Below are 15,657 nucleotides of genomic sequence, written 5' to 3' on the forward strand. Positions count from 1 at the left end.
TAGAAATGAGGGTGAAATGATGATTGTCGGTAAAAGGTTGAGAGAATTAAGAGTGAGTAAAGGCTTATCGTTAAATGAAGTCGGAGGTGCAATTAGTATTTCTACTTTAGATAAGTTGGAAAGAGGGGAAAGTAAAAACTTTAATTGTAACCATCTACTTGTGTTATCACATTTTTATCAAGTGTCACCCATGTATTTATTGGGGTTAGATGAAATGACATATCACATTGAACCTAAATGGATTGTGTTAATTAAAAAATTGAAGAAGAATAATTTGACACCAAGAGATGTAATAAAGTGTGTTGAGAAAGAAATTGATGTTTCGATGCGGAACAGGAGGGCTTAAAAGAGTAGATTTGAATACAATTGTAGTATGTTTAAATCAATGGTAGATTAACCATATTATCTATAAATCACTATTTATAATAGACAATACTAAGTGGAATATGGTATATTTTTCTTAATAGAATAAATGGATTCGGATTAGTTATTAAATTTCAATGATTTAGTGGATAAGGATACATGATGACTTACCTAAAGAAAAATCCACCAATCAATGAACAAATGTTAAAAATGATGATGATGCAAATGGGTATGAAACCTTCCCAAAAGAAAATCAATCAAATGTTGAAAGCGATGAATGGCCAAATGAAATAAAATCCCGATATTCGGGCTTTTATTTTATATTATGCTGACATTTTTATATAAATGTTTTGATAGATAAACTTTTAGTCGATAAAAATCGGTAATCATTCATTCAAAAACAATAGCACGCGAAAAAGCGTGCTTTTTATTTGGATTTGATTTAGTTGTTATTGTTGATTAATTGCTTTTTGGATATAAAATACGAGTAGCGGACCTCAGGAATAATAGACACGATTTTTTTTTGTAAGGTCATCTTTAATATACTGATTTAATAAAATATCTAACTCTTGGCTATATTGTATTGATATTGTTGAATTTATCCCGTTTTTTAGGACAATGTCAATAAGCTCGGCTCGTTTCTTTTCAATTAGTTTAAGCATTTCATGTTTAGACACGAGAACTTGTCCTTTCTAATCATGTTTTTTTATTATTTAAGAATTATACTCTTTTTTTGAATGGTTTCAGGTGGAGATGCAAAAAACTACATTGAATCTATTATAAGGGTATAATTGGAGAACGAAAAGAAGAAATTGTAAATTGTTATTGAATTGACATAAAAATGTCACGATCCTACCTATAAAGAAAGGTTAAATTTGCTAGAATAGAGAAGACATTCTCGTGTAGGAGGAGAGTAAAATGGCAGATATAAACATTTTTTTAGCATTCGGAGCAGGATTTTTATCATTTATTTCTCCTTGCTGTTTACCACTTTATCCAGCGTTTTTATCTTATATAACAGGCGTTTCTGTTGGGGAGCTAAAAACGGAAAATGCATTATTACAAAAGAGAAGTTTATTACATACGATATTCTTTTTAATCGGTTTTTCTTCTATTTTTATAGCCTTAGGGTTTGGTACATCTTTAGTAGGAGAGATCTTTCATAATTATCAAGATCTAATTCGTCAAATAGGTGCCATATTAATAATCGTATTTGGGTTAGTTATTGTTGGTGTTTTTACTCCTGAATTTCTAATGAAAGAGCGAAGGTTTGCATTTAAAAATCGTCCTGCAGGGTACTTAGGCTCATCCCTAATCGGAATGGCTTTTGCAGCAGGCTGGACTCCATGTACAGGGCCTATTCTATCTGCAGTTATTTGGTTAGCTGCAACAAATCCTAGCTCGGCAATGATCTATATGATAGCCTATATAGGAGGGTTTGCGGTACCGTTCTTAGTTTTATCATTCTTCATCGGAAAGCTTGGATGGGTTAAAAAGTATAATTTGAAAATAATGAAAATAGGTGGTTATTTGATGATAGTAATGGGTATATTACTATTCTTTGATCTAATGACATCGATTATCATTTTATTAACTCAATTATTTGGAGGCTTTACAGGATTTTAGTCCTTGGTAATTTGTTGAAAAAGCATTTTTTTGAGTCGAATTTACTATATCATTTTAAATTTTTTGATATAATGAGTGTATGAATGATGTTGCTTTAAAAGAAAACAAATTTCAAAAGAGGTTAGCAAAATGTCAAATTGCAATCGCCTTCACCACTATCGAAGCTCCAATATTAACAGGCTTTCTTTATCATTTTTTGGGAGGAACTAGGCATGGCTAGAATTTTAATTGTTGATGATGCCAAGTTTATGAGAATGACGTTATCAAATATATTAATAAAAGCGAATCATGAGGTTGTCGGAGAAGCTGAAAATGGGGTAGAAGCTATTGAACTTTTTGTAAAAGAAAAGCCAGATTTAGTTACTTTGGATATTACGATGCCAGAAAAGAATGGAATTGAAGCACTTAAAGAGATCAAACAAGATTATCCTCAAGCTAAGATTATTATGTGTTCAGCAATGGGTCAACAAAAAATGGTTGTAGAAGCTATAGAAGCAGGAGCAAAAGATTTTATTGTTAAGCCCTTTGATGAAAATCGCGTTATAGAAGCGGTTAACCGTGTACTAGGTTAAATAGACGTGAAACCATTTATGATTCTTCTTAAATGGTTTTTTGTATTATTAAGGTATTAAAACTCCAAAATTTTCTCCTTTAGGCTTGGTGTTCAGCAATTAAGGTGGAAACACTTTATTTTAGTATTTAAATAAGTAATTTAAACAGGATCATTAAAATGAAAGTTTATGTAGGTAAATATGGTAAATTCGTTTATACTAAGACTATTAGCCGTCTAGTAAAGGATTGATTTATTTGGTCACAATTATTTCATCATTTTTTGCAATTTGTATGGCTCTGTTTGTTTTATTCATTCGAATAAAATCAGCTAAGAAGCCTGCAACTGCAAAAAAAATTATTTTGCCACCGATATTTATGAGTACAGGTGCTTTGATGTTTATTCATCCAATGTTCCGCGTATCAGCCGCTGAGTTTTTTGAGGCTTTACTTGTTGGTATGATCTTTTCGATTCTTTTAATTAAAACATCGAATTTTGAAATTAGAGAGGATAACATTTATCTTAAACGATCAAAAGCTTTTGCTTTTATTTTGATTGGGTTGTTACTCATTCGTATAATCATGAAATCATATTTAAGTAATACAATTGATGTTGGAGAATTAAGTGGCATGTTTTGGATTCTTGCATTCGGGATGATTGTTCCTTGGAGAATCGCGATGTTCTTTTCTTTTAGAAGGGTGAAAAATCAGCTAGATTCTTCCTCTAATATACCAACAATTTAAATAAGACACCTGTAATTATCATTAAATGCACTTGTGCTTTATTCATGAATACTCAGATATGGTAGTGTATATTAAAATCTTTTAAATAAAAAACCGAAACGATTTTCGTTTCGGTTTTTTAAAAAAGTGCTTTATAAGCTGAAAAATCAATTTGTTTTTCATTCAACCTTTTTATCAAAAATTTATGATCGCGTTTTGGGGTAGCCAAAATATAACCGCGAATGACCAAATCTAATGTTATGCTTTGAGCATTTTCCTTTAAAGCAAGTTGACCGATCTTACCAGCAATTTTTGCTCGTGCTACATCACGAAAAAGCTCTGGGACAGGTTCAACAAGATCTTCTAATAGATCCTTTTCATTTTGTTCCCACAGGTGTTTCGTTTTCTCAAGATAATAATCCTGCCAGTCTAAATCTGATTTCCCATCTTCTTTTGGCATTCTTTGAAGAAATTTTCGAAACATGAAAAATCCACCTATAGCAAACATTGAGATAAGAAAAACAACCCAAAATAAGATAAACCACAAAAACCAACCTTCTAACATTTTGTTCACCTCTTACTAAATACAAACTTTCCCATATTAACAGGCAGTTAGATCCCGTTCTAAGTGAAAATGAGTAGAAGTAGGTGCTAAACTGCCTGTATTGTACGATAAATCATTTCATATTACTATTATACACATGCAATGTAGTGTGTAAAACTATTCTTGGTGTCCAAACGCATGGTGTTCTTTTGCTAAGAGGAGCAAAGCTTTTTTGACTGCTTCGACTTTTTTACGATCAAAAGCCGAACTCATTAAATCATTTAACTCAGCTTGAACATGAAACATTGAATGTTTATAGTGTATATCAACTCGAATTGTCCCAACATCTGTTGGTAGATAAACAAATTCATATGTACGTACCATCGTAGCTCCTCCTAGATATAACAATAATGGTATTAAATAAACTTTTTTGCATTTAAACGATTACACGCCCAATTAAAGTGTTATGTATGTAATTTCATTTACGAATGGGCAGTTCCAATTAACCATTTTGCAAAAAAAAGGATATCCTATATAAATAATAGCAGATTAAGCATAGATTATCACTCATTTATCGTATAAAAAAAGTGCCTGATTAAAAAATCAGACACTAGTCCCTTCCGATCCGTACATGGTTAAGTGTCCCGCAACAAGCGAATGTTTCGGAAGGGACATTATTAATTTATACAATATCACGCTTTTTTATGCGCGTAAAGTACCAAATAATAGAAAAATTCACTTGGGTTTTATAATGATCATAAAGCCCATCCACTTTCTTATATCGATCCATGTAATAACCTCTATCTAAAAAGAGGAGCTGATTTAATTCATTTGGAAACTTTGCCTTTAATAAAATTCATCTTGAAATAGATAAACAATTTTATCATCGGTAAGGTAAAACCTACATTAAATATATAAAGGGATTTTTTCTTCTACATAGAATGATCTAGTAAATATATTTCTATTAAGAAATTAAGGTGAGGTGTTACGATGATCGTTTATGAGGACAAAACTTCATTTGTCATGACTGAACAACATGAGCATGCATTATTATCAGAGGGTTTTGCACAACACTGGAAACAGGAACATTTTCTTGGGATTGATAAAAGAGATTCGGTTTTATATGCAATAGCTCAGCATGATCGTGCATGGATTGATGTTGATGAGTCACCTTTATGGAACGATGAAGCGCAAGTACCTTTTACCTTTGTCGATTTTCCAATCTCCTTAAAGCTGCATTTTTATAAAAAAGGAATCGATGAGATTGAAGAGAAAAATCTATACGCAGCTTTACTTTGTAGTATTCACTATACTCAATTTTTTAAAGAATTAACAAACGATAAAAGAATTATCTTATTTGTAAATAAGGAGATTTCAAGACAAAAGCGCCTTTTAAATAAGTTAAACCTCTATGAAACTGATAAAAATCTAGTTTTTCACTATAACTTGCTAAAATTTTGTGACAATATCTCACTTTTTGTATGTATGCAGGAAGCTGGTGCAATAGGTGATAAAGTGCATAATTGGTTTGAAAATGGTCTTACTCAACCATTTTCGTTCTTTAAAGAATTTGCTTTTCATGCTGTGTGGAAGAGCCAAAATGAAATAATGGTAAATCCGTTTCCTTTTACTGAAGAGTTTAAGCTTTCTATTCCTTTAAGACACGTTCCTAAAGATCTTGTTAAACAGCAGGGGATTCTAAAAGCATTTCACGATGCACCAATCCAAAATAGAACTGTTGAAATTATATCAAAATAAGCTTCGAAATTGATTGATAAAACGTTTTCAATTAAAATGATGAGAATTTAGGATTTATTTGGTATGATTACTATGAAACTACTTTAAATGAGGAAGGAAGTACATAAATGAACAATTCGATCGCTGTACAATTATACACTTTACATGCAGAATGTGAAAAAGATTTTTATGGAACATTAGAAAGAGTAGCTGGATTAGGTTTTAATGGTGTTGAATTAGCAGGGTATTGGGGAAAAGAAGCGGAAGATTTGAAGGCAACTCTTGATCGACTAGGCCTTAAAGCAGTTAGCAGCCACGTTCCACTAGAAAGAATGGAAGAAAACTTAGAAGCTGAACTAGAATATTTAAAAGCAATCAACTGCAATAATATCGTTTGTCCATATTTAGTAGAAGATAGACGTGGAGATTATTCACAATTAGCTAAAAGCTTAAACGAGATTGGAAAAAGAAGTCAGCAGGAAGGGATTTCATTAAGTTATCATAATCATGATTTTGAACTTGAAAAAGGTGATAGTGTTTCACATCTTGAACAACTTTTTGCTGATACAAATTCAGAGTATGTTAAAGCTGAATTGGATGTATACTGGTTAACTCTTGCTGGTGAAGATCCATTAGAATGGATGGAAAAATACACTGGGCGTATGCCACTAATTCATTTGAAAGATATGACAACAGATAGCGATAGAACCTTTGCTGAATTAGGTACTGGTGGAGTAGATATCGAGGGTGTTCTTAAAAAGAGTAAGGAAACACAAATCCAATGGTATGTTGTCGAACAAGATAAATGTAATCGTTCTCCTTTCGAAAGTATTGAAATAAGTATCAACTATTTAAAAACTACATTACCTAAAATCGGATAAAAATAAGAAGAATAACAAGGGACTGTCCCCTCGAAAAATACCAATACATGTAGCAATTAATTAAGTCAAGGCTATATATTCGGTAAGGGGTCAGACCCTTTTTTATCGTTTACGAAATAATAAAATTCTTTAACTGTGGATAAGGGTACGACATCCAGCTCCAGCGTCTAGCTAATTTAGAATAGAAGGCAAAGAACCCTTCTATTCTAAATCAGCTTATTTGCCTGAGGCTAACTAAGACGCTTGCGCATTTGTTCTATGGTTATAGATCCAATTTTATTTCCTGTCTGTTATGTATTTTACGGTAAGCAGTTGGTGTTAACTTCTTTTGTTCCCTAAATACACGAGAAAAGGTTTGAAAGGATCGATATCCGACTTCCAAAGCAATTTCTGTGACAGGAATTGTCGTGGATGTTAATAGACTACAAGCATGTCGAATTCGTACTTCATGTATGAAATGAACGAAATTAAGTCCAACATGTTCTTTAAATAATTCACTTAAGTACGGGATACTGACATGAAATTGTTTTGCTATATTCGATAGAGTTATATTCTCATCATAATGAAGATGGATGTATTGAATAATGTCCCATATGATGCCTTTTTTTGTTGCTCGTTTTTTGATAAAAGCAGACGAGTGATTTACCTGACGATTTCGTTCAAATAAAACTAATACCTCAGCCATTTTTGCTTTTAAAACAACTTCTTTATATGATTTATTACTCCTGTATTCGTCAAGCATTTCATATAAATGCTGTTTCATTTTAAAAAAATGCTCCTCATTTAGTTTTAAATATGGTTTAAGTTCCAATTCCCCAGAATCAGTTAATAAACTATGAAGACCAAGATCGTGGATGAGACCAAGATCAAAAATACAGTTAACTAATAATAAGGGTGTTTCTTTTTCAGCCACAATCTCATGTATTTGATAGGGGAGGATGAATGTAAACGTTCCAGGTTCCATTTTATGTTTCCTTCCATTGATAATTTCAAATCCGTTTCCTCCAATAACCAACGAAAATTCAAGGTAATCGTGGCGATGAGAAGGGAAAGTGGACTCGATTTCGTTAATGGAAAGATGAAACGGGAATGTTGTATCCATATTAGGATATGAAGATAGATACATAGGGAATATTGTCAATGCTTCCGTGTCCTCCTTAACAGAAAAAATGAGATAAATAGATGAAAAATTGATCAGCTTTTTTCCTCTATTTATCTTATCATAAATGTAAGCGTTATAATAAGCTCTTTACTTAAAAGGGGTTTGATGGGTTTGCAATTGGCGTTTTGTTGCAAAAAAGATGGATATATATAAATCGATCACTATTATAAGCATGGAAAGCAAAAATACATTTAAATATAACAAGGAGGAATACAAATGGAAACGAGTAAAATAAGATTAGGGATGATAGGTGCAGGAGCAATTGGGAGTGTTCACTTAAATACTTTTGGAAAACTAACGGATGAGGTCATCATTCAAGGCATTACTGATGTTTATTTACCACTAGCAGAAAAGCGCGCCGAGGAATATGGAATAAACACAGTGTTCAATAGCGCAGAAGAATTAATCCATGATCCACAAATAGATGCAGTCATTATTGGTGTACCAAACAAGTGGCATGCCCCATTAGCTATTCAAGCGTTAAAGGCAGGGAAGCATGTACTTGTTGAAAAGCCAATGGGAATTAATAGTGAAGCTGCTAAGGAAATCGTAAGAGCACAACGAGAATCTGGAAAAGTTGTCATGGTAGGTCATCAAATGAGATGGCAGTGGCAATTTCAACAAATAAAAGAACAAGTTGAAAAGGGATCACTAGGTAAAATTTATAATGCCAAGACTGGTTGGTTCCGTAGAAAAGGAATTCCTGGATGGGGTAGCTGGTTTACACAGAAGTCTGAAGCTGGTGGCGGGCCATTGATTGATATCGGGGTTCATATGCTAGATATAGCTCTTTATTTAATGGGAAATCCGAAGCCAGTATCCGTTTATGGTTCAACATATGCTGAATTCGGTCCAAAGAAAAAAGGAATTGGTTCTTGGGGAACGCCATATTGGAACGGCCAATATGATGTCGAGGACTTGGCAACTGCATTGATTAAAATGGAGGATGGTTCTACATTATCACTAGAAGTTAGCTGGGCCGTTCATATGGATACAAGTAATGAACCTTTTATTCACTTGATGGGCTCAGAGGGTGGTGCATCACTAAGTGGTAATCATGCAAAAATCTTAACAGAACAATTTGACCGTGCTATTGATATTGATCTTACACCACCTGTAAGTGAACAAGATGATCGTGTCCAATTAAGTAGACATTTTATTGAATGTATTCGTGAAGGAAAACAACCAATCACATCTGCAATGTCAGGATTAACTAATAACCTTATCCTGGACGCCATCTATGAATCTTCGATAACTGGTCGTGAAGTTGTGTTAGATTGGAATATTTAATTTTTCGTTGCGGTTATCCAAAATAGGATACCTTTTCTTCTTAATTTGGAAGACCGATTTTGATTAAAGGTTATTTACTAACGAAAGGGTGTATTGGAAGATGTTAAGAGGTATAACAAAAGCGGGGTTAGGGCAAATAAAAGATGATAAACGGTTTATTGAATTAGCAGCTGAATTTGGTTTTCAATCTGTTGATCTTGATGCGAAAAGTTTCATCGATGAATATGGTTTGGCTGGAGCGAAGGATATCTTACAAGAAAATGGGATTGAAATAGGTGCAATTGGTCTTCCAGTTGAATGGCGTCAAACAACTGATATCTTTTCTGAAGGATTAGGAGATTTAGTGGCTACTGCAAAAGCAGCTGCTGAACTAGGATGTAAACGCTGTTGTACGTATATTTTGCCTTCAACTGACCTTAAAGCCGCAAGACTGATGAGTCTTGCAGTAAAACGATTAAGAATTTGCTCTGATGTTTTAAGTGCGTATGGGATAAGATTGGGTTTAGAGTATGTCGGACCACATCATTTAAGAAAAACCTGGAAAAATCCATTTATTTGGTCACAAGATGAGACTTTAGAGTTAATAGATGCAATTGGGTTATCTAATGTTGGCCTCTTGCTTGATTCATATCATTGGTACACTACAGGATTAACAAGTAAGGATCTTGTAAAATTAAAAGAAAATCAAATTGTCCATGTACATATTAACGATGCTTACAATCTGCCTACTGAGAAACTAAAAGATAATGATCGCTTATATACAGGGGAAGGAGTTATTGATTTATCCTTATTTCTGCAAAGCATTAAACAAACTGGTTACTCTGGGCCAGTTGCTCAAGAAGTCCTTACACCGAGTATGCCAACACAGCCAGTTGAAGAGCTTTTTAGAAGGTCAAAGTTAGGTTTTGATAAGGTATTTAGTCAAATCTAATAAAAATATCGCAGTGCAGGAAAAGTCCCACTGCGATATTTTCATTATAACTAGTGCATATATTAGTCGAGGCTTATTTGTGTTGAATCTTTTATTATTACTTAAATGTTATTTAAGAATCATTCATTGTCATTCATATTCTTTTTTTGCAAGCTTTTTTCGATCGTCTGTTTGGGGCGGCTCTTCTAACCATTCATTTTTTATCATTATATTTGCACCATCTTCAGCGTATAGTGAAATTTCTGGAATTAAAGAAGCATACTTAATGGCGATATCTTTTCTAGGACTTGCTGCCATAGCTGTTCCATAATTTCCAATTCCAGCAGCTATCATCGCAGACACATGAAACATAATTAACTTATCTGAAAAAATTGGTTTAGTACTATCTGTTACGCGGTATCCCAAGACATTGGTGAAGGCAAGTCGGCCTTTTTTAAGATGTCACTAAAAATGTCTATATGCTTTTGAGCTATATGATCTTTTCTTTGAAAAATACAAATTAATTACTAATGAGTTATTTTTAAAGTTTGCCCTACATAGATGGTGTCAGTTGTTAAATTATTTGTTTCTTTTATCAGCGTAACAGTTGTGTTAAATCGATTAGCAATAACTGATAATGAATCACCAGAGACTACTGTATAGGTTGTTATCTCTGGATCCTTTGGTGGAGTCACATTCTCTGTAGAGGTAGTGGTAGTGCTTATATTTAAAACCTGCCCTACATAAATAGAATCCGATATTAAGTTGTTTTGTTCTTTAATTGACGTAACAGTAGTGTTATAACGCTTAGCAATAACCGATAGTGAATCACCAGAAACAACGGTATAAGACATAGTTGAGGTCTCTGGTTCAGTTACTGTTATATTATTTTCACCAGAAGGTATTTTTAAAGTTTGTCCTATCAGTACAGTATCTGTATTTAAATTGTTTATGTCTCTAAGGATAGTTACTGTCGTATTATTTTTGTTCGCAATTGACCATAAACTATCACCTGAAACTACAGTGTAAAGTTTGTAGTCTTTTCCTTCGTCTTTATCAACATTTGTAAATTCAGGAGAGGTGACAGGCACAATAGTAGGTAGTGAGGTTGTGTAACTATTCCATACCTCGGGATTTTCTTGTCCTATACTCCAGTTACCAACTCCACGTAGGTTATACTGATTTACTAATGAAAGTTTATGTCGAATAGATTCTTCGTTTTCATACCAAATTGTATACGTATCAGGAGAAAGTGAGCTACCACTCACAAATGTAATAGGGTCACCTTCGTTAATAGTAATCGTTGCTTTTGGCGTTTTACTTATTTCATCAAACGTTACCGACCCATTATATTTTTGGATCATTTCCTCAACCTTAGAATTCGAAATGCCAAATCCTCCGTATGAAACTCCTTCAATCCAATAACGTCCAAAATGTGCAACACCAACGACAATCTTATCACTTGTCACACCTTGATCAAGTGCATATTGAATAGATTTTTCTACCCATGAGTAACTAGCTACAGAACCTGCCTCCCCGCCAGTATAGCTTTCGTCGTAACTCATAATCATTAAATAGTCAGCATATTTGGCTAATTCCGTATAATCATAGGAACCATGCCAGCCCGAGGACCATCCATTAGGATTCGCAGCAACAGCAACAGATACTTCTTTAGAAACTGGAATTTTTTCCCTCAACAACCGAACAAATTCTGTATAATTTTCACGATCTATCTCTGTTACATTCTCAATGTCAACATTTACACCATCTAAATTGTAGTGCTCAATCGCATCAGCAATTTGCTGTGCAGCTTGCTCTTTATTTTCTAGCATTGCACGACCAATAGTACGATCCCAATGGTTACTTAAAAATGGAACAACTCGTTTACCTTGCTGGTGCATCATACTAATAAAATGAGGGTCTACTTGATAGGTGAGCTTTAATGATCCATCTGAATTTATATCAAAGTAACTTGGAGACACGATATTTACTGAATTTGCTGTTTGATTTATCATGTTAATGTATTCATTTGTATTTCCAAAATACATATATCCAAGGTTAATCACTTCACTTGCTGAAATAGGCAAGCGTAATTGTTGATTAGTTTGAATCGCTTCGCTTGTTAATTGGTTAAGAGACATTAAGGCCTCAACAGTTGTGTTATAACGTTTAGCAATCGAAACTAACGAATCGCTAGCTGCAACCTTATAAGTGTAAAGGCCTACAGATGTTAGTTCACTCGTGTTTCCAGCTAAATCTGTTTGAGAGACTGAAGCAGTTATCTCACCAGATGTGTTCAGCACATCTAGATCTAGGTGCATAAATGTTGAATAATAACCCTTAGAATCAGCAGAGGATGACTTTGTTAATAGCTCATTCCCATTAGCATCAAAAATGGTAATTTCAATTGTCGCATTTGGCTCCGCTAACCCAATCATTGTATAAATAGATTGAAGGTTTTCATATTTGAAACCATTTTTTGAAATAATTGGATTTTCTACTGTCGTATCCTTTTCAAGCGATGTGGCTTGAACAATACCTGTGTTTCCAGCAAGATCTATTTGAGTGATTTCAAAAGAGATTGGACCATTTTTTAAACTTGATAAATCGAGTTGTGTGTTAAAACTACCATTAATAACTTTCGTTGATTTTGTTATCGCAGTCGTTCCATCTGTTACAACCATTTTGATTAGTGAACCTTCTTCAACACTAGAGCCAGTTATGTCATATTGCTTCATATTTTGTGAATTCACAAAGGGTGGAACTGTTAAAATCGCTTTAGTAGGTGCAGTTGTATCCTTCTTAATGGTGATGGGCTCTGGAGTTCCGCTATTTCCAGCTGCATCCCTTGTCAAAAATGAAACAGTGATATTTCCATCCATTAATGTACTAACATCAAATGGTATTTCAAAAGAACCATCTTGGTTAGTTGTCAAAGACTTTATTACATTTGTTTTCTCATCTGAAAGAGTAATTTCAAGCGTAATGTTTGGTTCTGCCGAGCCAGCAACTTTATAGGAGTTAGCATTACCACTAAAAATAGTATTAAGTTGATCAACCTCTAGATTTGTTGGAGCGGTTGTATCCTTTATTAATGTTTTTGAGATGGAAGGACTAATGTTCCCTGCAAAATCATTTTGCGTTATTTTGAATGTTACATCTCCATCATTAAAAGTGGTGAGGTCAATTGGAATTCTGTAGCTACCAGTCTCATCAGCAGTTCCGCTTACTTGAATCGACTGCCCATCGTTATTAGAGATGATTACATTTATTTGGGCATTTCCTTCAGCAGATCCTGTAAGGAGGTAAGAGCTTTGATTTTCATTATTAATAAAAAAATTATTATTAAATATAGGGACTAAGGGAATATCAGTATCTTTTAACAGCTTATTAACTAGGGTACCACTATGATTACCAGACAAATCTATTCCTTGAGCAGTTATTGTTAGTTGACCGTCACTAAGAGAACGTAAATCAACATTTGCTTGAAATTCACCATTGTCATTAGCTGTTACACTAGTATTAATTTTAGAATTATTTTCATCTGTTACAGTAATTTTGACTGTAGCGTCACGCTCAGCAACACCAAAAATTGTGTATTCGTGTGCATTTACATTTGTAACGTGTTTTTTATTATCGATCATAGGTTCAGATGCAAATGTATCCTTAGCAATTATTCCTGTATTTTTCTCGCTTTTGTTACCAAAGCGGTCGATAGCGGTAGCAGTAATTGTAATTTTCCCATCATTAAGTGAAGTTAAATCCAAATTTGCTTTATAGTCACCTTCTTTAGTGCTTGTCACACTAGCTTCAACCTCAGATACTCCATCTGTAGCTTTTATCATAACGGAAGCGTTTTCTTCACTTTTTCCTCTAATTGCAACTGTCCCAACAGAATCACTATTTATCGAAGGAGGCAGTTCCATTGTTGGTTGATTAATAGAAGAATCCTTTATTACAGTGATTTTCGATGCTTGACTTTCATTTTCCAAAGAATCTTTTGCATTGGCTGTAATGAATATTTCACCATCATTTAAACGAGTTAAATCAACAATGGCTCGGAATTCTCCGCGTTCATTTGTTACGCTTTGAGTAGTAATCTCTAAATTTTCTCCATCTGATATGACGATTGTTACGATAGAGCCTGGATCTGCTGTACCTAGAATAGGGTAAGTACCAGATGATGACTTATTAATCGTTGTACTCGAGATGGTAGGAGCTGTTGAAACAGTATCTTTTTTAACAATTAACTTTGATCCTGAACTTTGATTTCCTGCAGCATCTGTTGCCGAAGCTGTAATGGTAATATTTCCATCCTGTAACATCGATACATCAACAACCTGTTGGAATTTCCCGTTAGCATCAGCTTTTACCTCGAAGTTATTTGGTTCATTCTTTCCGTCTGAAATGGAAACTTTTACATTTGCATTAGTTTCTGTTGCTCCTGATATATTCAACCGTGCATGGTTTGAACTAGTAATCTGATTGGCTGTAGTTAAAACAGGAATAGAAGGAGCCAAATTATCTGCAGGTTTCACAGGAACTGTCTGAGCTGTAGGTATTTTGAGTGTTTGACCAATAAAGATAATGTCTGTTGTTAGACTATTGGTTGACTTAATAGCGTCTACGGTTGTGTTTAAACGTTTTGCGATAACAGATAAAGAATCCCCTGCGATAACGGTATAAGTTGTTGTTATTTCTTTAATTGGTTCTGTTGGGGTCTCGTTTTCTACAGCTGTTTTTGGAATGGTTAACATTTGTCCGATATAAATAACGGTTGTTGATAAGTTGTTTTGAGACTGAATTGCAGCGACAGTCGTAGAAAACTTTTTCGCTATTAATGATAATGAATCCCCTGAAACAACCGTATATGTAGTTAGAGCATCTGTTTTTGGTGTCTCAGGAGTTAGTTCTATTTCTGGATCTTTAACTGTTGGTGGTGCTTCTTCTGTTGTATCAGGCTGTTGATTTTGCGGAACTTTTAATATTTGGCCAACATATATAATATCAGTCGTTAAAAGGTTTAAAGTCCGAATGGTATCGACTGTTGTACTGTATTTTTTTGCAATTAATGACAATGAATCACCAGAAACAACTGTGTACGTCCCATTATTATCTTCAACTGTTGGATGGTCAACAGGTGTTTCTTCAATAGGATTAGTGGATGTAGGTATTTTTAGCTTTTGACCAATATTAATTGTATTACTTGTAAGTTGATTAAATGTTCCTATTGCCGCAGTTGACGTATTAAAACGTTTGGCGATAACAGAAAGGCTATCACCTGAAACAACAGTATAAGTGAAGAAAGGAAGATTTAACTTTTGTCCAATAAAAATAGAGTCTGATGCTAAATGATTTAACGATTTAATAGAGGCCGTTGACACATTAAATCGTTTTGCTATAAGAGATAAGCTATCACCGGATTGTACGGTGTACACATCAAATTGATTTCCTTGTGTAAGCTGGGTGGAACTATTTGCTTCTGCACCTGCACTTGTTGCTGATCCTGTTAGATATAAAGTTGTAATGATTAAAGATCCAGCCATTACCTTCGCAGCTTTAATAGGAACATGCGGAAATCTCTCTTTGATTAGAGATCGAATATGCTTATTGAGATCATCTTTCTTTAGTCGAGTTTCTCCTAATTCTGTTGAAAATTCAGTCAACAGAGGATCAAGATAAATGATAAGTGTGTAATAATTATTCAAATCACGTTTTAATTCATACCTACTAATGTCCATTCATAACACCTCTACATATTAACTATTCTTTGTAGTGTCTCTATATGTAGAATTCTTCATGCATTAAGGCTTAAAGAAAATGAGATGGATGATAGAGATTGTGGAGAGAAGTCAAACTGTTACATTTAAGA

General features: G+C 33.9%; 14 protein-coding genes and 1 pseudogene. 9 read left to right on the forward strand and 6 right to left on the reverse strand.

The window, feature by feature from the left end:
• Window positions 1–16 precede the first annotated feature (16 nt).
• Entirely contained in the window at window positions 17–346 is a 330-nt protein-coding gene (locus HUW50_RS20455; RefSeq protein WP_185653177.1) for a helix-turn-helix domain-containing protein, read from the forward strand.
• A 173-nt stretch (window positions 347–519) separates the two neighbouring features.
• A pseudogene (locus tag HUW50_RS20460) lies at window positions 520–657 on the forward strand (YneF family protein); the annotation flags it as partial.
• 203 nt (window positions 658–860) lie between these two features.
• Here HUW50_RS20460 and HUW50_RS20465 read toward each other — a convergent pair.
• Entirely contained in the window at window positions 861–1,040 is a 180-nt protein-coding gene (locus HUW50_RS20465; protein ID WP_066337491.1) for an aspartyl-phosphate phosphatase Spo0E family protein, read from the reverse strand.
• A 241-nt stretch (window positions 1,041–1,281) separates the two neighbouring features.
• Between HUW50_RS20465 and HUW50_RS20470 the strand changes: the two genes are divergently transcribed.
• From HUW50_RS20470 to HUW50_RS20480, 3 genes are all read left to right on the forward strand, one after another.
• A complete protein-coding gene (locus HUW50_RS20470; RefSeq protein WP_066337489.1) occupies window positions 1,282–1,989 on the forward strand; it encodes a cytochrome c biogenesis protein CcdA in 708 nt (235 codons plus the stop codon).
• A gap of 212 nt (window positions 1,990–2,201) precedes the next feature.
• Entirely contained in the window at window positions 2,202–2,561 is a 360-nt protein-coding gene (locus HUW50_RS20475) for a response regulator (RefSeq protein WP_066337485.1), read from the forward strand.
• A 235-nt stretch (window positions 2,562–2,796) separates the two neighbouring features.
• Window positions 2,797–3,282 carry a CcdC family protein gene (locus HUW50_RS20480; RefSeq protein WP_185653178.1) on the forward strand — a complete coding sequence of 162 codons (486 nt, stop codon included), beginning with the start codon at window positions 2,797–2,799 and terminating at the stop codon, window positions 3,280–3,282.
• A gap of 118 nt (window positions 3,283–3,400) precedes the next feature.
• Here HUW50_RS20480 and HUW50_RS20485 read toward each other — a convergent pair whose 3' ends face one another.
• Together HUW50_RS20485 and HUW50_RS20490 are read right to left on the reverse strand one after the other, a co-directional pair.
• Window positions 3,401–3,826, reverse strand: coding sequence for a DUF2621 domain-containing protein (locus tag HUW50_RS20485; protein WP_066337477.1), 426 nt, complete (start codon window positions 3,824–3,826; stop codon window positions 3,401–3,403).
• A gap of 156 nt (window positions 3,827–3,982) precedes the next feature.
• Window positions 3,983–4,189 carry a hypothetical protein gene (locus HUW50_RS20490; RefSeq protein ID WP_066337474.1) on the reverse strand — a complete coding sequence of 69 codons (207 nt, stop codon included), beginning with the start codon at window positions 4,187–4,189 and terminating at the stop codon, window positions 3,983–3,985.
• Between the two features lie 606 nt (window positions 4,190–4,795).
• Here HUW50_RS20490 and HUW50_RS20495 point away from each other — a divergent pair.
• The gene (locus HUW50_RS20495) at window positions 4,796–5,563 is read left to right on the forward strand and encodes a DUF3891 family protein (RefSeq protein WP_066337471.1); all 768 of its coding nucleotides are present in this window, start codon (window positions 4,796–4,798) and stop codon (window positions 5,561–5,563) included.
• A 107-nt stretch (window positions 5,564–5,670) separates the two neighbouring features.
• On the forward strand, window positions 5,671–6,423 hold the full coding sequence (locus HUW50_RS20500; protein WP_066337469.1) for a sugar phosphate isomerase/epimerase family protein: 753 nt from the start codon (window positions 5,671–5,673) through the stop codon (window positions 6,421–6,423).
• A 262-nt stretch (window positions 6,424–6,685) separates the two neighbouring features.
• Here the strand turns inward: HUW50_RS20500 and HUW50_RS20505 are convergent, their stop codons facing one another.
• The gene (locus tag HUW50_RS20505; protein WP_066337467.1) at window positions 6,686–7,564 is read right to left on the reverse strand and encodes an AraC family transcriptional regulator; all 879 of its coding nucleotides are present in this window, start codon (window positions 7,562–7,564) and stop codon (window positions 6,686–6,688) included.
• A 237-nt stretch (window positions 7,565–7,801) separates the two neighbouring features.
• Here HUW50_RS20505 and HUW50_RS20510 point away from each other — a divergent pair, with 237 nt between their 5' ends.
• Together HUW50_RS20510 and HUW50_RS20515 are read left to right on the forward strand one after the other, a co-directional pair.
• The gene (locus tag HUW50_RS20510) at window positions 7,802–8,875 is read left to right on the forward strand and encodes a Gfo/Idh/MocA family protein (RefSeq protein WP_066337464.1); all 1,074 of its coding nucleotides are present in this window, start codon (window positions 7,802–7,804) and stop codon (window positions 8,873–8,875) included.
• Between the two features lie 100 nt (window positions 8,876–8,975).
• Complete coding sequence (locus tag HUW50_RS20515; RefSeq protein WP_066337462.1) at window positions 8,976–9,806, forward strand: sugar phosphate isomerase/epimerase family protein; 831 nt, start codon at window positions 8,976–8,978, stop codon at window positions 9,804–9,806.
• 129 nt (window positions 9,807–9,935) lie between these two features.
• Here the strand turns inward: HUW50_RS20515 and HUW50_RS20520 are convergent, their stop codons facing one another.
• Complete coding sequence (locus HUW50_RS20520) at window positions 9,936–10,157, reverse strand: DUF3231 family protein (RefSeq protein ID WP_260445555.1); 222 nt, start codon at window positions 10,155–10,157, stop codon at window positions 9,936–9,938.
• Window positions 10,158–10,312: 155 nt separating this feature from the next.
• A complete protein-coding gene (locus HUW50_RS27170) occupies window positions 10,313–15,526 on the reverse strand; it encodes a LysM peptidoglycan-binding domain-containing protein (RefSeq protein WP_185653179.1) in 5,214 nt (1,737 codons plus the stop codon).
• Window positions 15,527–15,657 lie beyond the last annotated feature (131 nt).

The sequence above is a fragment of the Metabacillus sp. KUDC1714 genome (genome assembly GCF_014217835.1).
Taxonomy (GTDB): domain Bacteria; phylum Bacillota; class Bacilli; order Bacillales; family Bacillaceae; genus Metabacillus; species Metabacillus rhizosphaerae.